Origin of the sequence: Corynebacterium sp. HMSC072A04 (genome assembly GCF_001809235.1) — a bacterium.
In the GTDB taxonomy this organism is placed as follows: domain Bacteria; phylum Actinomycetota; class Actinomycetes; order Mycobacteriales; family Mycobacteriaceae; genus Corynebacterium; species Corynebacterium hiratae.
This window is the reverse complement of the sequence record NZ_KV796813.1, coordinates 34,731-53,883: the sequence shown is the minus strand read 5'-3', so window position 1 is coordinate 53,883 and position 19,153 is coordinate 34,731. Positions and strand designations below refer to the sequence as shown.

The following is a 19,153-nucleotide window of genomic DNA, read 5'->3' as shown; positions in this document are numbered from 1 at the left end:
GTTTATCCACACGAAATGTCCCTTAAGCCAAAATAACGTCGGTCGGCGCCATCGTCGGTGCAGCAGTGGCGGGAGGTCTGCTGCTCGGAGGTATTGGTGCGGGCGCAAGCTTGGCGGTCTTCGATGCGCCGGAGCGTGCCGATTTTGTCATGCAGCCAGCACAGCGCGAGGTCCAGGCCGACATCATGGACCCCGACGATGTGCTCACTCCGGAGGAGGAAGAGCGCATGCTTGGCGACGTCTCCCGGATCGCCGCCCCCGACGTGGTCCAAGGGCTGCACTACATGGTCTTTTCTAAGAACAAAGAAAACGTCAACGACTCCGTGGAGGAGTATTTGCGTGACAATCACCCGGAGCTTATCGGCAAGGATAAGTTTGCCGATGGCCAAGTCTTCGTCGGCGTCGGCCTCGATCCGCGCCAGGCCTTCGTCTTCGCGGGTGAGGACGTGGCCGAGCAGATGAAGCTGCGCAAGAAAGATAGCCATCTCGAGCAGTCCATCGAAGCTATAAAGCCGGGCGTGCGGGATGACAACATTCCTGCTGGTCTCTTTGCGGGTGCGGCGGCAGCGATCGACGTGGACCGTGCTGCGGATACCCAGTTTGAGAGTGCTCAAAATAACCGCGTTGGGGCGGCCATTGGTCTCGGGGTAGCGGGCCTGAGCGTTGGTGGCGCGGGTGCAGGCATCGTTGGCGGTACTCGCCGCAGCCGTCAGAAGAACGCGCAGCAGGCGCGCGAGGATTGGGATTATGTGTCGCAGACCTATACCGATGTGGCGCAGCGCCTGCGGGAGATCGATATCCGGGCGCACTCGCTGCAATCGGGTCTAGTGGATGAGCGCCTGCGCGAGGACTGGGAGGGCCTGCGCGATGACTTCCTGGCCATCGATGACAAGGTGGGTTCCCTCATGTCGATTCCGGCCGACGCACCGGACGAGCAGTTCCGCTCACGCTCCGTGCTCATTGCTCGTGCACGTTTGCTCTGCGAACGTGTAGAGACCGCCGAGTCCAACATCGAAAAGCTACACCGCATCGAGAACGCTGATACCGACACGCGCCGCTATGAGCTCTACGAGCTGGGCAAGGACCTCGCCCAGGCGGGTTACCTGGCTGCGGACATCGACTCGGCGCTTGAGCGCCACGCCAAGGAGCTGGAAGACGCCGCCGTGGCCCTGTCCAAGGAGCCGAACCACCCGCAGTTCATGGAGCGCTACTTGGAGCTCTTGGACCGGACTGCGCTGCTCTCGGAGCACCTGCAAGCACAGCTGCAGAAGGAGAACGAGGCCGAGGAACGCCCCGTACGCACGCATATCTATGACTCCCACTTCTTCGCCGGCTCCGGCTACCACGGCTACGTGCCCTTCTACGTTGTGAGCGCCTGGGACAGCGACGCGACTGCCGCCCGCGATAGCTCTTCCGGTAGCAGCGGCGGCGTCAACAGCGGGTTTAGCTCGGGCTTTTCCGGTTCGGGTGGCTCCTCCAGCTTCTAGGAGGGCGGACGCCCTGCCCGCCGCCCGGTGAAAACGAAAAGAACCCGCAGTTTCCTGCGGGTTGAGTCTTTTGCGAAACTACCCACCCACCTGCAACGACCCGAACCACAGCTATGGTTTCCGTCGGTTTCCGTTCCCGGTTCCGTCGGCAGGTGGGCCGGGGCGGTGTCGGAGGTGGGGGCACACCACGTGGTTCGTCCCCAGTCCTAGCCCCTATCCGCGAGAGGGACAGGATAACGCCACGACCGGAGACACACCCCGCCGCCAAAGTCACAAGCAAGTTTATGTTGCTGGAGGTCTACGCGACGTGCTTAGCGCATACGCTGTGACAGCCCATAGCGCGGAGCCAAAACCACCGCGCCCCTTGTTTAAGGAAGAGCCTGATTACTCGGGGATCTCGCTGAGTTGGGCCTCAATCCGATCCAACCGCTCGGTGATGTTGCGTAGATGCTCCACGATGAGTTGGTTGGAACCATCGATCGCCGTCGCCGTTTCGCGTCGTGCGCTGGTGACGGTGCGTACCACCCAGACGGTAAGAGCAACGAAGATCGCGAGTGGTAATGCGGCGGCGAGGATGACAAGAAATACGGTAGCGGTAAGTGTCACGAAGATTCCCTTTTCTGTTCTTGATTAATCAGGTGCCTAATGTGGTCTGGAGTTACTTCAAGCTGAAACGGAGCGACCCAGTAGTGCTTCCTCACTCGGCTCTCTCCGAGCTGTTCCAGGCCACTCTCGATGAGTCCAGCAGCTTCCAAGCGGTTGAGGTGCTGGTAGAGCAGTGGCCGAGACATCCCAAGTCGGCGGGCCAGCTCACTGACATGGGTCGAATCCGTCTCTAGGGAGGCGATAATTCGCAACCGAGGCTCACTTCCAAGAGCACTGAGCATCTGAGCGAGCCGTGCTGCGTCCATCATCCCTCCGTATCGTAATCGAACGATGTCAGGTGTAAGTATATGCTTACAGTCAGCGGTGCGCAAGTTCTGCCGGGTCTGGCGGAGACGCTGCCCGACTTAAGACGTGGCCGGTGTCCCATCACGTCCCCTCTTCACCCTCCCCAAGAAGAAACCCAGCCGCAGCACACACCACAGCTGGGTTCCTTCATGGCTTACAGCGTAGCCAGCAGCTACAGCCGCTCGATGTCTACATCGCCATCGAGAATCCTCGGCTCTACCTCCATGTGGATCCCGCGGTAGGGAAGTAGTGCGCGGATAATGTCGTGGGTGATGTCGATGCCTGGAGATGGTTCGTCCCGCAAAAGGTGGTACAGGCTAGGGCAGTAGTCCACGCCGGGAAACTCGTCCTTTGCTTCGGGAACGCACCCGTCCGGGTCAAAAGTCGTGCAGCGAATGATCAGGTCGTCGTGGACACTATTGGGCAGATTGATGGTGAGTCCTGGTGTGGTGGCAGACATGTCTGCAACCGTGGCCTCGTTTACAGACCGGGTAAGCGGGATTAGGCCGCGGGCGGACTCACCGCCTTGGATGCGGGTGAGTCCCGCACGGTTTCCGTAAGTGTCGGCCAGGGTGACAAACGTGACGCGCACCGGGGCAGTGGCCACCGACATGGAGTTAAACGCGGTGAGGACGTTGATTTCGCGCTCGGTGATAAGCCCCTGCGGGCCTGTGAAGCTAATGACGTGGTTGTAGAGTGCGGCGGTGGACATGGACAAGATGGTGTCGGCCACCTGTTTTCCCTGTTTCAGGGTTTCGGTGACTTGGGCGAGGTTGTCTACCTCAAGCTCGGCGGTGAAGTACTGGCAGTACAGTGGTGTGCTCATGTCGAGTGTGGACATGGTTCGTCCCTTTCCTTTGAGGGGGTGAGCAGTGGAAATGTCAAGTGTCGGGCACGGTAACAGGTAGAAATTTGCGGATACGCAAACTGTCCGCGCGGTGAGTTGCCGATGTGCGAGGTATGGCAACAAGCCGCGTGAGTTAAGACAAAATTGCGGATACGCAATCGCGCTCGACGGTGGTCACGCTAGTCGGTGCGGGGTGTGGTTGAGTCTCCGCGCAGGTCGCGCACGTATCGGTTAGCCACAACCGGGGGCAGCGGATCTACATGTTGTGGTGGACATAGCTGTGGGCCACAAAGCGGGGCCTTGAAGGACTTGGTGGGTAGGATTAAGGCCGTGTCCGAGGCTCGCGCGGGGGTACTAAATATGGCATGTCCCTTTTTTGATCTCCACAACATGATGTGGTGGTTCGTCTGGTAGATGTTTGCGGAACCGCAAACATGCAGGCCATATAAGAAATTCCTGCGAAGTTGGCGGTGTGAGGCCACCTGCTTGCCAGATTGCAGATCGGCAAACAAGACTATGTGTAGCGGAGTGCACTGCGTGGCCTAGCTACGTAGCATCCACTACACCGCCCCATTCCACTGCGATCGTGCCGACGAAGGAAAGGCCCATGTCCAGTAACTACACCACCGCCGACTATGAGGCGATCATCGCCAACTACACACCACACGCCGTGCGCTCTGAGCCGTGGAGCCACGTTGCCGACTTCACCCGCGAGTGCGTGCGCGCACTTAACATCACCCCGGATAACACCAGCCGCGACGCACTGCGCAACACGCTCAACTGCGTGTCCAAGCTCGCCGCCTGGGTCTGGGTGAGCTACGGCGTGGTGACTGTCGAGACCGTCTTCCACCCCGACATCATCGGAAACTACTTCCTTGCCGGAGATGGTGCAAAGCTCAGCCCGTCCACCGCAGGAACCCAGCGCTCGCTGCTGTGTCGTGTGGCGGAGGTGATCAACGACGACTGGAACCCTGACTACCAGCACCCGATTAGCTACGAGCCAACCCTTGAACCCTACGACTCTTATGCCTGTGACAGGATGTGGGATTGGGCCGAGTCGCAACCCACAGCTGCCCGCCGCCGCAACTTCACTACGGTGCTAGCACTCACGCTTGGTGCGGGCTTGCGCGCAGGAGAAATCTGCACGCTGCGCGGCAAAGACGTGCGTGTTGACGGCGACGGGGTGCTGCTGTTTCCGCACGGCTACCGCGGGGCTGGCCCGCGCGAGGTGCCACTGCTCAAGTCTCATATCGAGGTACTTCAGCCGGTCATTATGGCTACCGGCCCGGAGGACTACCTGTTCAGGCCAGGCCGCGACAACGAGAACGTCAGCCAGCTCTCGGCGTATCTCCGCCGGGTAACACCTAGTACATCGCCGGATATGGTGCCGGATACCCGCAGGCTGCGCAATACGTGGATTATCGACCGCATTGCAGCCGGAGTTCCCGCTGATGTGCTGTGTGCTGCGGCAGGACTGAAGTCCTTGCACCAGTTTGAGGACTACGTGGTCGAGGCCGGAGCTAACCGCCGCCATGCCTACCGGATTCTTTTGGCCGGAGGATCGACTCATGGCACCCCAGGTGGAGGCCTGTACGTGCTGTAGCTCGGCTCACGGAGACTTCCTGAGCTATCCCTAGCGATTGCGGATACGCAAAGTTGGATTGCGGATACGCAAAACTCGTCTCATGGCGCACAGACCGCACCAGGGACGAACCACCCTGTGACCTGCGGGTTTACTCATGGTCTGAGGTAAGAAGGCACCGCCACCTATTTCGTGGTGTAGGTGTGCTCACCTCGTGAGCCATGAACGACACCCATGTAACTCACACCCGCCTTACCAGTGTCGGAAACATGCAGTTTCCAACCCTCGGGTCACTGACTGCCGTATCGGTTGCTGCGATGGCGCGGCCACAAGGGCTTGCCTGTGGTGACCTCGATATTGGCAATGACACGTCCCGTCGGGATCATCTCGCCGCGGATGATTCGGGTGATGGTGGAGGTGGGGATACCGCAGGCCTCGGCCAAGTCTTTGGCACTGGGGTAGCTCCCGTCCAGGGTGAGTTTCTGGACGTTGCGGGCGAAGTCCTGCAATTTCCGCATGACCGGATCGTGGGCCTCGATATGGGCATTAGGCCAGTTGGCGTAACGCCTGACCGGAGCCTCGGCGGGAATGTCGGAAGCCACGAGCCACCTTTTCAGACAACAGAACTAAAGGACGAACCACTTAAGTCTAAATACAGTGAGGTCTACGCTGTGATCGACACACTGACGACACGCGGATTACTGCCCGCCACCACGCCTGCGGTAGCGACAAACCGCAAGCGCCAACTCGCTGCATATTTTTGCTACGTGCGAGACCGCTGGTACGTGGATTTAACCGTGGACAACTGCATCATGCTGCTTAAAGACGGCGGCTCCATTCACAACTACCTGCAATACCGCACAGATTTATCCACAACTAGCCTCGATGCCACCCGCCGCCTCCTTAACCGCTGCGCGCGCCACGTCATTAAGCACCACGGCGCGCTGGATTGGGTAGAAGATCTACCCGAAGTTATTCATCCTGCGGCGAAGTCGAAGCGCCGCGCCTACACCTCCCACGAGCTGATCCGTATTACGGATTGGCTGCGCTCTAGACCCCGCCGCGAATCGCGGCGTGTGGCCTACATCCTTGTGGCCTTAGGCCTTGGTGCTGGTATGACCACAGAGGAGATTTATCACTGCGTCTATGGTGACTTCACTGACTTCGGCACCGTGCTAGCAGTACATGCCCGCGGTGGCCGAGGCCTTACGTCGCGAACCATTCCGTTGACCGCGCCTTATAGCGATGTCATGCGTCAAGTCCTGCGCGGTGTGAGCGCAGACCGTAAGGACGAACCACTGGTGAAGCCAAACTCAGCGCGCCGCCGCAACGATGCCACAGGCCCGCACCTCATATCTGACTTTATCCACAAGACCAGCCAAAACCCGTCGAGTACTGGGCTTGCACCCAACATCAACAGGCTGCGCTACACCTGGATTGCTCATCATGCCGCCGCGCGTGTGGACTTTAACCAGCTGGTCTATGCCACTGGCACCATACAGCCATTCCACGACACCTTCCACCGGATGATCGTCGAGGCCGGGGCACTAACTGAGGCCGAGTACTGGGTGTGGACTACAGGCAACAGGGACGAACCGGCTTATCCGCCGCTGCGGCTGGTTACACCTATAGGGGAGGAGAGCTAAATGGCCCGCATATCGGTTACTCCCACCCCGCTTCTGCGCCTGGACGGAGCTAGTGTGTCCTGGGCACTAAACATCATCGACCGTACTGACATCTGCGAAAGCCTTGATACGTGGCGGCGCGAGGAGGGATACGACCCGCAGAAAGGTGGGCGACCAAAGACTGTCAGTGACCGTGCCATCCTTGCGCTGTATCTGATTCTGGCGCGCTCTGGTCAACCCATGCATTTGACCACCATGGTTGCCCTGCTAGCTAGTAAAGACACCACCGAAAAAGCTCTGGAACTTCTTGAGCTACCCAGCCGCGATAAGGCACGTCGCGTGGGCGATAATTACTTTGTTCAGCACGGCCTGTGGTATCACCGCCTGTGGCGTGCATTGCACAGGTTCCTAGAACTGGTTGACCCTTTCGACAACATCCCACACCATGTACGGCTAACCCGTGCCGAGTTCAACCGGCTGATGGACGAACAAGATCCTGAGCGCCGCGAAGAAAAATGGCAGCGCGCCACCTATGTGTTCAACCAGCTGGTCATGGCCAGCACCAAAGACATGCCGGAGGAATACCGCAACAACTGGCAGGGAGACCTCACTCTAGACGGAACACTGATTCCAGGGGTTCGCCGTGGAAATAACCGATGGACGAACCGACCAGATGATCTTATGTCCTCTGAGCCGGAGGCAGGTTGGTATTCCCGTGATGAGCGACAGGAAACACACGGTGAAAACAAGCGCACAAGGAACGCTAAGCACGTGTGGGGCTGGGAGGCCACCCTTGTGGCTGGAGTTATCCGTGAACAAGGCCCATATGCACAGCCTCACCTGATTATGGGCATGGCCTTTGACCGGCCCAGCCACAACCCTGCGATTCGTGGGCTGCAAGCCATGCGCCATTTAACTGATGATCCGTCTACGCCTAAAGGCGTGGTGGTTGGTGACCGTGCGTATTTCGCTGTGGCCAAGACCAAAGACTTCCACGAGCCACTACGTAAAAAGGGATACACCCTGGTTGGCGACTACAAATCCAACCAGTTAGGCCAACGTGGCAGCTTTGAAACCATGAGCTTGGTCGAAGGCCACTGGTATTGCCCGGCCATGCCGAAGTCACTGATTGAGGCCACCGAGCAGTTTAGGGCTGGTCTTATTGATGAGGACACCTACAAGGCCCGTATTAACGAGCGCCGCGCTTATGCCATGCGTCGTAAAGGTGCTGATGATACCGGCGAGAGTCAAATGTTTATTTGTCCTGGTCGCGGTAAAGGAAAGACACTGGTATGTCCCTTGGTGCAAAAGGCCGAGAGGCAGGACGCTCGGGCTAAAGGTCTGCCTATTATCCCAACACCTAGTCTTGAAGCCCCGCGCAGCCAAATGGGAAAGTGCTGTACCAATAAGTCCTCTTTGACCATCCCTCACACAGAGGGTATTCGCTACCGCCAGACTGGCCCGGCCTACAAGACACCTGAGTGGCAGAAAATTTACGGTACCTGGCGCAATGTGATTGAAACGCGCAACGACTATGTGAAGAACAATCGCGGCGGTGCTGCTATTGGTGACCATACGAGAAGACCTGTACGCGGTTTTGCTGCGGCCTTCTTCTATACAGCTCTTGGTGTGGTTGCGGCCAATGTATCTATGATTCGGCGTTTTCTTGGCCGGGTGGATCGGGATGAAAAGACTCCGCCACCTGGCACGCGAGATCCGCACCCGCCGCGCGATCCGGCGCGCGAGAAGGCAAGCCCGAACGCGCCGCCTGCGCGCGAGGCTGCTTAAAGACCAACTGAATAGCTTTATCCATCTAGCTCGGAAAACCGATTTGAGGTTCCGGGCTATTAGTCGTTTTAGAGGGGACGAACCATGCGGGGACTCTTATTGTTTAAGGCCCGGATTGCCGCGAAAACGACTAAACCCACCGCCCGAAGGAGGTGGGTTTATCTCACGGAGGCAGTTTCGCAAACGATTTAAGGTCGTTTCACGAAACCGTCGGGTTTAATGGTCGGGATAACAGGATTTGAACCTGCGACCTCTTCGTCCCGAACGAAGCGCGCTACCAAGCTGCGCCATATCCCGGTGTCTCGCTCTAAGCGGTACCGGAATACTGTAACGCACCCCAGCCTGAAAGGACAAAACGGCAGCGTGGAGGGGGTATTCCTAGGCGGCCTTCTCTGTGATACGCAGCAGCGTGGCGGACGGGCGGCAGAAGAGGCGGAAAGGAACGAACTTGGAGGTGCCCAGCCCGTTGGAGACATGCATGTACATTTCTCCGAATCGGTGCAGGCCCTCCGCGCGAACGCGGTCGATGCCGCAATTGGTCACGATGGAGCGCGAGCCCGCCACCTTGAAAGGCAGGCAGAGCTGGCCGCCGTGCGTATGTCCGGACAGGGACAGCTGGTAGCCGTCGGCGGCGAACTTCTCCAGGACGCGAGGTTCCGGGGAATGCAGTAGTGCTAAGGAGAGGTCGGCGTCCTCGTTGGGGGCGCCGGCGATTTCGGAGTAGTCATCCAAATCGTGGTGTGGGTCGTCCACGCCGGCGGCAGCGAGGCGGACATCGCCTACCTTGAACTCCACGCGGGCCTGGTTGGCGTCGTGCCAGCCGTGTTCCAGGAAGGCCGCGCGCATGCCCTTCCAGGGCAGGTTCACGTAGGAAGGTTCGTTCTTCTTCCCAATCAGGTAGTTGAAGGGGTTCGGGATGCGCGGCGCCCAGTAGTCGTTGGTGCCGAAGCAGAACATCCCCGGGCGGCTCAGCAGCGGGCCAAGGGCGCGGAGGACCTCGGGTACGGCGCGCTCGTCGGAGAGGTTGTCACCGGTATTGATCACCAAGTGCGGGTCAAGGGCATCGAGGCCTGAGACCCACTCGATTTTGGCGCGCTGGCCCGGGATCATGTGGAGGTCGGACACGTGCAGGATACGGAACTCGGACTCCTCGCGCAGCGTACCGGGCTCCAGCAGCGGCAGGGTGTACTCCTTGAGCTCAAACTTGGTGAGTTCTGAGTGCGCCCACGCGGCAACGCCTAGGCCGGCGGCGGCGAGTCCGCCAAGAACAGGGAAAATCTTCACCTTCACCACACTACCTGGCCGGCAGGCGTAGATTGAAGGGCATGAGTGAGTTGAAAGAAACTATCCGTGCTGACCTCAAGACCTCGATGAAGGCCAAGGACAAGGCCCGTACGAGCGCCATCCGTTCTCTGCTGTCTGCCATCCAAGCGGAGGAAACTACTGGTTCCCGCCACGAGATCACCGATGAGGACATCCTCAAGGTCATCGCCCGTGAGATCAAGAAGCGCCGCGAGTCCGCAGAGGTCTACGCGGAAAACGGCCGCCCCGAGTTGGCGGAGGCAGAGCTTGTCGACGTCCCCTTCTTCGAGGCCTACCAGCCGGAGCAGCTTGACGACGACGCCCTGAACTCCCTCGTCGCTGAATCCATCGCCGAGGTTGAGAAGGACTCCGGCGAGCCGGTGACCATCAAGCAGATGGGCAACGTGATGAAGGTGGCCACCGCCAAGGCTGCTGGGCGCGCCGACGGCAAGCGCCTGTCCACCGCGGTCAAGGCCGCCCTCAACTAGCGTGTTAGCGCAGGAGCGCTAGCACCCACGCTGTAGCCCGTTTTACGCTCTAGCTCCTTGTCACGCTCTAGCTCCTTGTCACGCTGTAGCCCGTTTTTACGCTTTAGCGCTCTGCGCTAAAGCCCGAAGAAATCCCGCACGTCGTTCGTCAGGCGGTCGACATCCTCTTGGGAGAACAGCGGGTCGGACTGAGTAGCCGGCTGGCCATTGTCCGTGCCACCGCCGTTGCCGCTCGGCGCCGACGGGGTGTAGTAGCTGGAGTTGGAGGTGCCGGAGCTTGCGGAGTCGCCAGCGGAGCCGTCGGAAAGCTGCAGCGTTACCTCCGCACCCTTCTTAGTGCCGGATGCACCGGTGATGACACGAACCACCTTGCCGTAGCCCACGCCGGGCGCGGGCACCTCGGTGGTTTTGACCACGTAGCCAGCCTTCTCTAGAGCGGAGCGGGCTTGGCTTTCGGACTTGCCCTTCAACCCGTCGATAAGCGGCGATACCGTGCCCGAATCATAAGCGCGGTCGTAGTCCGGCACCGTTCCCTTCAGCGCATCGGGAACGCGCGCGGCCATGGTGTAGAACGTTGATGCGGGCTCCTTGCCACCGAAGAGGTTGCCGTTGGCGCACTGGCGCACGGGCCCGGTGCACAGCGGGCTCGTGGTGGTGCCGTCATTGTAGATATACGGCGCGGCAGCAACCTCAGAGTTGAAGCCGAGGAATGCCGAGGACTGGTTGGACTCCGTGGTACCAGTCTTGGCGGCGGCCTTGCCGCTGAAGCCCGCAGCACGCGCAGAATCGGCCGCCGTGCCCTTTTCAGTATCGGCGGTCATGTTGTTTTCCAGCGCCTTGGCCACCTCTTTGCCCACCGCGCGTTCGCACGGGGTGTGCTTGAGGTACACCTCGTTACCGTGGGAGTCCGTGACCTCCTCGATGGGGTTCGGCTCGCACCACATGCCTTCCGACGCCACCGTCGCCCCCACGTTGGAAAGCTCGAGCGCGTTCACCGCCGTCGGGCCGAGCGTGAAGGAGCCCAGGTTGGAGTCCTTAATGTGGTCGGCGATGGAGGATTCGCCGTCGTAGCTGCCGGGCTCCTCGTAGGAGCGCAGGCCGAGCTTCACGGCGATGTCAACGATGCGCTCGACGCCTAGCTGCTCAGTGAGCTGGATGAAGGGGGTGTTGGGGGAGTAGGCGAGCGTGTCCTGCATGGTCATCGTGGAGGCGTAGCTGCCGGCGTTTTCCACGCAGTACTTGTTGGGTGGGCAGTTCTCAGCGCCGCCGAACCCTAGACCTTCCGCCTCGTAGCGCTTGGGCACTGCCAGTTTGTCTTTGATGCCATAGCCCGATTCCAAGGCGGCCGCGGCGGTAAAGAGCTTGAACACCGAGCCGGCGCCGTTGCCCACCAGCGAATTGGGCTGGGGCAGGAGGGTTTCGTTGTTGGCCAGGTCGAGCCCGTAGGTGCGCGAGGACACCATGGCGAGGACCTTGCGGGAATCAGTGCCCGGCTTGATCACGTTCATGACTTCTGCCACGCCCTCGGTATCCGGGGCGGTGTGGCTGCGTACTGCGTTGAGAGCTTGGTCCTGGACGTCGGGGTCAAGGGTGGTTTTCACGGTCAGGCCACCGCGCGCTAGATGCTCGCGGTCTATGCCCTTATCGGCGAGGTAGTCCATCACGTAGTCGCAGAAGAAACCGCGATCTCCCGCGCCGATGCAGCCATTGGGCAGCGTGGCGGGGCTATCCAACACCCCAAGGGGTTCTTGGGCATAGGCATCGGCGTCCTCCTGGGATAGAGAGCCGGTGTCGACCATAGCTTGGAGCACCACATTGCGGCGCTCGAGCACGCCTTCCTCGTTGGTATAGGGGTTGAGATACTCCGAGGACTGCACCATGCCGGCGAGCATCGCTGCCTGCGGCACGGTGAGGTGCGCGGCATCGGAGCCGAAGTAGGTGCGGGCAGCGGCCTCGATGCCGTAGGAGTGGTTGCCAAAGGGTACGAGGTTGAGGTAGTTGGTGAGGATCTCATCCTTGGAAAGCTTGGCGTCGATATCCGTCGCCATGCGCATCTCGCGCAGCTTGCGGGCTATGGATTGCTCGGTTGCGGCTTGGCGTTCTTCATCCGTGGTGGCGTTGACGAGGAGGAGATAGTTCTTCACGTACTGCTGATCCAGCGTGGACGCGCCCTGGGAGACGCCGCCCGCTGCCAGGTTGGTCCACAAAGCGCGGACGTTGCCCTGCAGATCGACGCCTTCGTGCTCATAGAAGCGGCGGTCCTCGATGGCCACAACTGCCTGCTTCATAGCGTCGGAGATCTCATCCGGCTGTACGGGATGGCGGCGCTGTTCGTAGATGTAGGCAAGGGGGTTGCCCTTGGCATCCAAGATGGTGCTCACGCCGGGGGTATCCCCGCTGGTGAGATCCTGGATGTCCGATTGCATCGTTTCGTTCGTCCTAGCAACGGCAACGCCACTGACGCCGGCGACAGGGGCGATGGCCAGCGCGATGAGGATGCCGACCAGTGCTGTGGACAGGACGAGCTTTCCCAGGGATTTGATGACAGTCACCCTCCACACACTAGTGCTTTAGGGCGACAACCGGGAGACCCCCCTAAAGTGTGACCTGTTAGACAGGTATACCGGTCTGTGAATAGACTTACCAATGGTACATAATATTCCGTCGGGTTGAGGGTTATTCACGATCTTCCACTACGACGGGGGGAACTTGGAAGGAGTTACCTAGCCATGGCAGTCAGTGTCAAAGGTGCAGGACGGTCCGCAATGGTAAAGAATGCCTCGTTAACCTCCGAGCGTGGTGAGTGGGTTACCCAAGCCAAGTGCCGCAACGGTGACCCCGATGCGCTTTTCGTGCGAGGGGCAGAGCAGCGTAAGGCCGCGGTGATTTGCCGTCACTGCCCGGTGCTGAACGAGTGTCGCGCGGATGCCCTTGATAACCGCGTGGAGTTTGGTGTGTGGGGCGGCCTCACGGAGCGCCAGCGCCGCGCCCTTCTGCGTAAAAATCCGCACATCACCAGCTGGGCGCATTACCTTGCTGAGGGTGGCGAACTCATCGGTATTTAGTAGCATTGGGCCCATGACTAAATGGGAATATGCAACCGCGCCGGTTCTTACACACGCGACGAAACAAATCCTCGATTCCTGGGGTGAGGACGGCTGGGAGCTCGTCACTATCACCCCGGGCATGAACCCGGAGAATGTCGTCGCCTATTTCAAGCGCCCTCTGGAGGAGTCCTAATGGGTGCCCTCGCACGCTTGGAAGAACTCGGTGTCGAGCTGCCTTCCGTCGCTGTTCCTCTCGCGTCCTATATCCCGGCCATCCAGGTAGGAAACCAGGTATGGACCTCCGGTCAGCTGCCCGTCGTGGGCGGCGAATTGCCTGCTACCGGCAAGGTTGGCGCAGAAGTGGACCTCGAGAAGGCGCAGGAGCTGGCGCGCACGGCCGCGCTAAACGCGTTGGCTGCCATCGATGGCCTCGTCGGCCTCGACCGTGTCACCCGCGTGGTGAAGGTGGTCGGCTTCGTTGCCTCGGCTCCATCCTTTACGGATCAGGCCGCGGTTATCAACGGTGCCTCGAACTTCCTCGGGGAGGTCTTTGGTGATGCCGGTGTTCACGCGCGTTCTGCAGTGGGGGTAGCGGTCCTTCCGAAGGATTCCCCCGTTGAGATCGAAGTTATCGTAGAAATCGCTGAGTAATCGGATAGGGTTAGAACCATGGAGCATCCTGCATATAGCCAATTGCGTCCCGTGAGCCAGTCCGTCGGTGTTGTGCTGTGCGATAATCCCAGCTACACCGCCTTGGAAGGCACCAACACGTGGATCATTCGCGCCGGAGAAGATTCTCGCGCCATTGTGGTCGATCCAGGCCCAGAGGATGAGGGGCATCTCAACGTTGTGACCGCGAAAGCGGGCGAGGTAGCACTGATCCTTCTCACTCACCGCCACGATGATCACGCCTCGGGCGCTCAGCGTCTGCGCCAGCTCACCGGCGCTCCGATTCGCGCGTTCGATCCGAACTACTGCAACGGCGCGGAGGCGCTTGTCGACGGCGAAGTGATCACCGTCGACGGCATCACCCCGCAACTCGAGGTGGTCCATACCCCTGGCCACACTGCGGATTCCACCTGCTTCTTCGTATGGTCCGAAGAGGCTAAGCACTCCACCCTGGAGGGAATTCTGACCGGTGATACCATCGCTGGCCGTCACACCGTGCTCCTGTCTGAGACCGATGGTGACTTGGGTGCCTACCTGAAGACGCTGGACCTTCTCGAAGAGCGCGGCAAGGATGTAGCACTCTTCCCGGGGCATGGCCCGGACTTGGAGGACACCTCCGCGGTTGCCCGCAAGTACATTGACCGCCGCCACCACCGCTTGGATCAGATTAAAGAGGTCCGCGGGCGCCTTGGTGAGGATGTTGACGTTAAGACCCTCGTCGATGAGATGTACGACGACGTAGACCCGGTCCTTCGCCACGCCGCCGAGCAATCCACGCGCACTGCGCTGAAGTACCTCGCGGCTCAGAACTAAAACACCGCATAGGAAAATCCCCCGAGAAATTCTCGGGGGATTTTGCATTGGGCCACAGCCGCCCGGAGGCGGCATATGCTGGCTCGGCCTTTAAGACCTAGCGCGCGCGGCGAGCCAAGTGCTCGGTATCGACGATGAGCACCGACTTGCCTTCCAAGCGAATCCAGCCGCGGTGGGCGAAGGTGGCCAGCGCCTTGTTGACGGTCTCGCGGGACGCGCCGACGAGCTGGGCGATCTCTTCCTGAGTGAGGTCGTGGTTCACGCGCAGTGCACCGCCCTCTTGCGAGCCGAAGCGGTTAGCCAGCTGCAGCAGGGTCTTGGCCACGCGGCCCGGAACATCGGTAAAGATGAGGTCCGCCAGGTTGGCGTTGGTGCGACGCAGACGGCGGGCCAGCACGCGCAGCAGCTGCTGCGCAATCGCCGGATGATCAGCCACCCACTGCTTGAGCATTTCGGAGTTCATCGTGGCGGCGGTGACCTCGGTGACGCACACAGCAGACGAGGTGCGCGGGCCCGGATCGAAGATAGAAAGCTCACCGAACATATCGGACGGGCCCATCACGGTCAGCAGGTTCTCACGGCCATCCGGGGCGTGGCGAGCAAGCTTAATCTTTCCCGAGGTGATGATGTAGAGGCGGTCGCCCGGCTCTCCTTCCTCGAAAATGGTGGTGCCGCGCGGGAAACGGACGGTTTCCATTTGCTCGATGAGGTTCTGTACTGCTACCGGATCGACGCCCTGGAAAATGCCAGCGCGGGAGAGGATGTCCTGTACGCCTTCCACTGTTACTCCTTAAAGCCTGCGCAGCGAGGAAAACACTTGGACGCAAGCTGGTTTGGTCTATTTTGACGCACCTAGTCTCCAGTGCGCCACGAGGCACTGCACAACATCATACAGTGCAATTAGTCACTATTTCCACCAACGGGAAAAATAGTCACATGCCTTTACTGATCTGTTTAATTCTCGAAGGCCGTTGCCTCTAGCTTTTCCATAAGAATGGCAAACAGAGCGAGGCACAGCGGGACGAGAACAACGAGCGAAATCATGCTTTCCATTCTAACTGCCGTCACTAGAGTTATTTCTATGTCCCCTGACCTTTTTGCACAGCATGACGATGATACCGAGGAAGCGCGTGTTGCCCGTATTCGTACCGCCCTCGCGGACGAATATCCCGATGCCGACTGTGAACTAGACTTCACCAACCCCCTTGAGCTACTCGTAGCGACAGTGCTTTCAGCACAGTGCACGGATGCCCGCGTCAACCAGGTCACCCCGGAGCTGTTCGCCGCCTACCCCACCGCACCGGATTATGCCGCCGCGGACCGCGCCGACCTTGAGCGCATTCTCCGCCCACTCGGCTTTCAGCGCATGAAAGCCGGCCACCTGTTGGGCATCGGTGAAAAGCTCGTCGCGGACTTCGACGGGCAGGTACCACGCGGCATCGACGAGCTCACCTCGCTGCCCGGCGTCGGCCGCAAGACCGCGTTGGTGGTGCGGGGAAATGCCTTTGGGCTGCCGGGAATCACCGTGGATACCCACGTCACGCGACTGAGTCAGCGGCTCGGTCTGACCGAGGCGAAGACGCCGCGGGCGATTGAGAGGGACGTCGCCAAGCGCGTGCCCGAAGAGGAACAAACCGTATTCTCTCACCGCCTCATCCTCCATGGGCGGCGCGTGTGCACCGCCCGGAAGCCGAAGTGCACGGCCTGCGTGCTCGCCCCATGGTGCCCGTCGCGGGGTTAAGGTGGAGCAATGAGCCAATATTCTCGGTGGCCCGGATACGTGAAGGTGAGCATCGCAGCCATTGTTGCGCTGGCGGCACTCGCGTTCGTCGGCGTGGTGAATCTCCTTGAGGATGATGAGCCGGAGGTCCCCGTCCCCGAGGCGCAGGAGCAAGAAGTAGCCAAGCGTCCCAAGTGCCCCGAGGGGCCCATTGCTGGGGTGGACCTTCCCTGCTTAGGAGCGGCCGGTACCGCGGCGGCCAAGAACGTTCAGATCGTCACGTTGTGGGCATGGTGGTGCGAGCCGTGCCGCACGGAGCTGCCCTTCTTCGAAGACCTTGCACGCTCGCACTCGACGTGGAATGTCGTCGGCGTGCATGCGGATGCGAACGCCGCCAACGGTGCTGCGCTTTTGAGTGACCTGCAGGTCGACATCCCCAGCTACCAGGACGAGGATGGGACCTTCGCTGGCGAGCTCGGGCTGCCGGGCGTCATCCCCATCACCCTCGTGGTGCGCGATGGCAAGGTGGAAGAGAAGTTCATCAAACCGTTTAGCTCCGCCGAAGAATTGGAGGCGGCCGTCGAGGAGGTTCTTCAGTGAGCCGCCTGTTTCCTGCTCACGCCCCGGAGTGGCTGCGCCCGGCGCTCGGGGTTGATACAGACAAGGTCCAAGAACGCCTCATTCGGCATGTCCCGGCCGCCAAGCGCCGGCGTGAATCGGCAGTGTTGGTGCTGTTGAAGGGCGCGAGTTTTGAGGACGGTGAGGTGTTGCTTACGCACCGCTCGCCCTCGATGCGCTCGCACTCCGGGCAGATTGCTTTCCCCGGTGGGCGCAAGGACGAGGAGGACGCCTCGCTTGTCGACGCTGCCCTGCGCGAAGCCGAAGAAGAAACCGGCCTCGACCGCTCCACCGTCACACCCCTTGAGCAGTGGAGCAAGCTGGATATCCCAGCTACCGGCAATACCGTGAGCCCGGTCCTGGCGTATTGGCATAAACCGGGTGACGTGTGGCCGGCGAGCCCCGCGGAAACCGATGATGTCTTCACCGTCCCTTTGCGGGAGCTGGCGGATCCCACGAATCGCATGATGGTGGGATTTGGCCGCTGGAAGGGGCCGGCGTTTCGGACGCGGGGCTACCTGGTGTGGGGTTTTACCGCGGGAGTGCTGTCCGGGCTGATGGACCATGCGGGCTGGAGCGTGGAATGGGATAAGAAAATGGTTCACGATCTGCGTGAATCACTCAACCGCTCCTTGAATAATGAGAAGATAGGTTAGTTTCTGCCCCTTTTAGCCCTTAAGAAAGCATTCCCTCTGTGTCTCTTGCTGTTGACATCCTGATCGTGGTTGCCGTGCTCCTCGCTGTTCGCGTGGGTTGGCGGCAGGGCGCCTTGGCAGCGGTCCTCGCCGCCGTGGGAATCATTGCGGGGCTGGTGCTGGGAACTGTGGTTGCCCCGCTGGCGATGGGCTTGGCGGACCAAGCCGCCGTGCGCTTCTTGTTGGCTGTCGGCGTGCTCATTCTGCTGGTGGGCTTAGGGCAGCTGGTGGGGACGTCGCTTGGCATGGCGTTGCGGGACCGCATGCGCACCCGCTCGGGGCAGCGCGTGGACTCCTCAATTGGTGCGGTATTCCAGGCGGTGGCGGCCATCGTGGTGATTTGGTTGGTTTCCCTGCCTTTGGCATCCAACCTGGGTGGCCGGCCGGGGCAAGCGCTGCGTGAGTCGCACGTACTCAGCGCGCTCAATGCAGCGGCACCCTCGCGCCTAGCGGCGCTGCCGAACGGTATCGCAGCACTACTCAACGAGTCTGGGCTGCCGCCGCTGGTGTCTCCGTGGGAGCGCTCCGGTGCCGATGTGGAGGTGGATGCTCCCGCAGTGAACATCGAAGACCCTGAGCTGGCGGAACGCGTGCGACCTTCCGTAATCCACGTGCTGGGGGATGCGGAGGCGTGCTCGCGCCGGCTGATGGGCTCGGGCTTTGTTACGGAACCGGACTACGTCATCACGAACGCCCATGTTGTGGCCGGCACGGATAAGGTTCACCTCGATACTGTGCTCGGGCTCAAGGAGGCGCACGTGGTGTACTACAACTCGGATGTGGACATTGCGGTGCTGCATAGCCCCGGGTTGGGCTTGGAGCCTTTGCCGTGGGCGGAGCAAGCGGCTGTGACGGGGGATGATGCCATCGTCTTGGGCTTCCCGCAGTCGGGTCCGTTCACGGCGGAGCCGGCGCGCGTGCGCGACCGGCTGACCATTGCGGGGCCGGATATCTACTCCACGGGCCGCGTGGAGCGCGATGCCTACACGGTGCGCGGCAGCATCCGCCAGGGCAATTCGGGTGGCCCGATGATCAACCCGGAGGGCCAGGTGCTGGGCGTTGTGTTTGGTGCCTCCGTGGAGGACTCCGACACGGGCTATGCACTCACCGCGGACGAGGTGCGCGGCCACGTGGGTGACGTTACGCAGCTTGTCGACGCCACCCCAACCGGCTCCTGCGTCGGCTAACACCAGGTATTTTCTTCTCTCCGGTTGCGGGGTTGCGGGTGCTGGTTTAATCTTCGTGCCCATGGGGGATATCGAAACCTACCTCCGCCTCCGCAACTCGGGGATTGCGCTGGTGGAGCATATACCTGGCACACCCGATGAGCTTCGCGCGCTCGGCGCTGACCCAGCCGACGCCACCGAACTCGCAGGCCTGCACCAGGTGTACTTCGGCCCCACCCGCTTTAGCGGAAAACAACGCAAAGCCCGCCACGCAGCGCTTCAACAACGCCACAGCCTGAGCACCCTCACACTGATTGAAACCTATGTTTCAAAAGTAAAGAAAACCCTCGACGCC

The 19,153-nt window shown here is 60.6% G+C and carries 20 protein-coding genes, 1 tRNA gene and 1 pseudogene; 14 read left to right on the top strand and 8 right to left on the bottom strand.

The window, feature by feature from the left end:
• Positions 1-65: 65 nt before the first annotated feature.
• Positions 66-1,487, top strand: a complete 1,422-nt coding sequence (locus tag HMPREF2565_RS13225) for a hypothetical protein (protein WP_071407556.1) — start codon at positions 66-68, stop codon at positions 1,485-1,487.
• A 384-nt stretch (positions 1,488-1,871) separates the two neighbouring features.
• Here HMPREF2565_RS13225 and HMPREF2565_RS13220 read toward each other — a convergent pair whose 3' ends face one another.
• The 3 genes from HMPREF2565_RS13220 to HMPREF2565_RS13210 form a co-directional block, all read right to left on the bottom strand.
• Positions 1,872-2,093, bottom strand: a complete 222-nt coding sequence (locus HMPREF2565_RS13220; protein WP_005323143.1) for a hypothetical protein — start codon at positions 2,091-2,093, stop codon at positions 1,872-1,874.
• Positions 2,090-2,374, bottom strand: a complete 285-nt coding sequence (locus HMPREF2565_RS13215; protein ID WP_230310978.1) for an ArsR/SmtB family transcription factor — start codon at positions 2,372-2,374, stop codon at positions 2,090-2,092. Before HMPREF2565_RS13215 ends, HMPREF2565_RS13220 begins: the two co-directional genes overlap by 4 nt.
• Before the next feature lie 236 nt (positions 2,375-2,610).
• Positions 2,611-3,279 (bottom strand): hypothetical protein, encoded by a 669-nt coding sequence (locus HMPREF2565_RS13210; RefSeq protein WP_071407555.1) that lies wholly within the window; start codon positions 3,277-3,279, stop codon positions 2,611-2,613.
• A gap of 613 nt (positions 3,280-3,892) precedes the next feature.
• Between HMPREF2565_RS13210 and HMPREF2565_RS13205 the strand changes: the two genes are divergently transcribed.
• Entirely contained in the window at positions 3,893-4,888 is a 996-nt protein-coding gene (locus tag HMPREF2565_RS13205; protein ID WP_049358834.1) for a tyrosine-type recombinase/integrase, read from the top strand.
• Positions 4,889-5,157: 269 nt separating this feature from the next.
• On the opposite strand, the gene HMPREF2565_RS13610 is transcribed toward HMPREF2565_RS13205, so the two are convergent.
• Entirely contained in the window at positions 5,158-5,469 is a 312-nt protein-coding gene (locus HMPREF2565_RS13610; protein WP_005511619.1) for a helix-turn-helix domain-containing protein, read from the bottom strand.
• Positions 5,470-5,538: 69 nt separating this feature from the next.
• On the opposite strand from HMPREF2565_RS13610, the gene HMPREF2565_RS13605 reads away from it, so the two are divergent.
• Positions 5,539-6,513, top strand: a complete 975-nt coding sequence (locus tag HMPREF2565_RS13605) for a hypothetical protein (protein WP_141745927.1) — start codon at positions 5,539-5,541, stop codon at positions 6,511-6,513.
• Entirely contained in the window at positions 6,514-8,280 is a 1,767-nt protein-coding gene (locus HMPREF2565_RS13195) for a hypothetical protein (protein ID WP_071407553.1), read from the top strand.
• Between the two features lie 220 nt (positions 8,281-8,500).
• Here the strand turns inward: HMPREF2565_RS13195 and HMPREF2565_RS13190 are convergent.
• A tRNA-Pro gene (locus tag HMPREF2565_RS13190) sits at positions 8,501-8,577 on the bottom strand.
• An 81-nt stretch (positions 8,578-8,658) separates the two neighbouring features.
• Positions 8,659-9,564, bottom strand: a complete 906-nt coding sequence (locus HMPREF2565_RS13185) for a metallophosphoesterase (RefSeq protein ID WP_070509590.1) — start codon at positions 9,562-9,564, stop codon at positions 8,659-8,661.
• Between the two features lie 41 nt (positions 9,565-9,605).
• Here HMPREF2565_RS13185 and HMPREF2565_RS13180 point away from each other — a divergent pair, with 41 nt between their 5' ends.
• Complete coding sequence (locus HMPREF2565_RS13180) at positions 9,606-10,070, top strand: GatB/YqeY domain-containing protein (protein ID WP_070509571.1); 465 nt, start codon at positions 9,606-9,608, stop codon at positions 10,068-10,070.
• 116 nt (positions 10,071-10,186) lie between these two features.
• Here the strand turns inward: HMPREF2565_RS13180 and HMPREF2565_RS13175 are convergent, their stop codons facing one another.
• Positions 10,187-12,622: a transglycosylase domain-containing protein gene (locus HMPREF2565_RS13175; RefSeq protein ID WP_046647892.1), complete on the bottom strand. Its 2,436-nt coding sequence runs from the start codon at positions 12,620-12,622 to the stop codon at positions 10,187-10,189.
• 177 nt (positions 12,623-12,799) lie between these two features.
• Here HMPREF2565_RS13175 and HMPREF2565_RS13170 point away from each other — a divergent pair, with 177 nt between their 5' ends.
• The 4 genes from HMPREF2565_RS13170 to HMPREF2565_RS13160 are packed head-to-tail and all read left to right on the top strand — an operon-like array spanning position 12,800 to position 14,599.
• Positions 12,800-13,135, top strand: a complete 336-nt coding sequence (locus HMPREF2565_RS13170; protein WP_175974779.1) for a WhiB family transcriptional regulator — start codon at positions 12,800-12,802, stop codon at positions 13,133-13,135.
• A 13-nt stretch (positions 13,136-13,148) separates the two neighbouring features.
• Positions 13,149-13,310 (top strand): Sp36 family protein, encoded by a 162-nt coding sequence (locus HMPREF2565_RS13840; protein ID WP_010189965.1) that lies wholly within the window; start codon positions 13,149-13,151, stop codon positions 13,308-13,310.
• Positions 13,310-13,768 carry a RidA family protein gene (locus HMPREF2565_RS13165; protein ID WP_046647890.1) on the top strand — a complete coding sequence of 153 codons (459 nt, stop codon included), beginning with the start codon at positions 13,310-13,312 and terminating at the stop codon, positions 13,766-13,768. The genes HMPREF2565_RS13840 and HMPREF2565_RS13165 overlap by 1 nt, the downstream gene beginning before the upstream one ends.
• An 18-nt stretch (positions 13,769-13,786) precedes the next feature.
• Positions 13,787-14,599: an MBL fold metallo-hydrolase gene (locus tag HMPREF2565_RS13160; RefSeq protein WP_046647889.1), complete on the top strand. Its 813-nt coding sequence runs from the start codon at positions 13,787-13,789 to the stop codon at positions 14,597-14,599.
• A 97-nt stretch (positions 14,600-14,696) separates the two neighbouring features.
• Here the strand turns inward: HMPREF2565_RS13160 and glxR are convergent, their stop codons facing one another.
• Positions 14,697-15,380 carry a CRP-like cAMP-activated global transcriptional regulator GlxR gene (gene glxR, locus HMPREF2565_RS13155; protein WP_046647888.1) on the bottom strand — a complete coding sequence of 228 codons (684 nt, stop codon included), beginning with the start codon at positions 15,378-15,380 and terminating at the stop codon, positions 14,697-14,699.
• A gap of 300 nt (positions 15,381-15,680) precedes the next feature.
• Between glxR and nth the strand changes: the two genes are divergently transcribed.
• The 5 genes and pseudogenes from nth to HMPREF2565_RS13835 all read left to right on the top strand — a co-directional run.
• Entirely contained in the window at positions 15,681-16,340 is a 660-nt protein-coding gene (gene nth / locus HMPREF2565_RS13150; protein ID WP_046647887.1) for an endonuclease III, read from the top strand.
• Positions 16,341-16,349: 9 nt separating this feature from the next.
• Positions 16,350-16,919, top strand: a complete 570-nt coding sequence (locus tag HMPREF2565_RS13145; RefSeq protein WP_046647886.1) for a TlpA family protein disulfide reductase — start codon at positions 16,350-16,352, stop codon at positions 16,917-16,919.
• Positions 16,916-17,593 carry an NUDIX hydrolase gene (locus tag HMPREF2565_RS13140; protein ID WP_046647885.1) on the top strand — a complete coding sequence of 226 codons (678 nt, stop codon included), beginning with the start codon at positions 16,916-16,918 and terminating at the stop codon, positions 17,591-17,593. The genes HMPREF2565_RS13145 and HMPREF2565_RS13140 overlap by 4 nt, the downstream gene beginning before the upstream one ends.
• 38 nt (positions 17,594-17,631) lie before the next feature.
• Positions 17,632-18,819 carry a MarP family serine protease gene (locus HMPREF2565_RS13135; protein ID WP_046647884.1) on the top strand — a complete coding sequence of 396 codons (1,188 nt, stop codon included), beginning with the start codon at positions 17,632-17,634 and terminating at the stop codon, positions 18,817-18,819.
• 61 nt (positions 18,820-18,880) lie between these two features.
• A pseudogene (locus tag HMPREF2565_RS13835) lies at positions 18,881-19,153 on the top strand (HNH endonuclease); the annotation flags it as partial.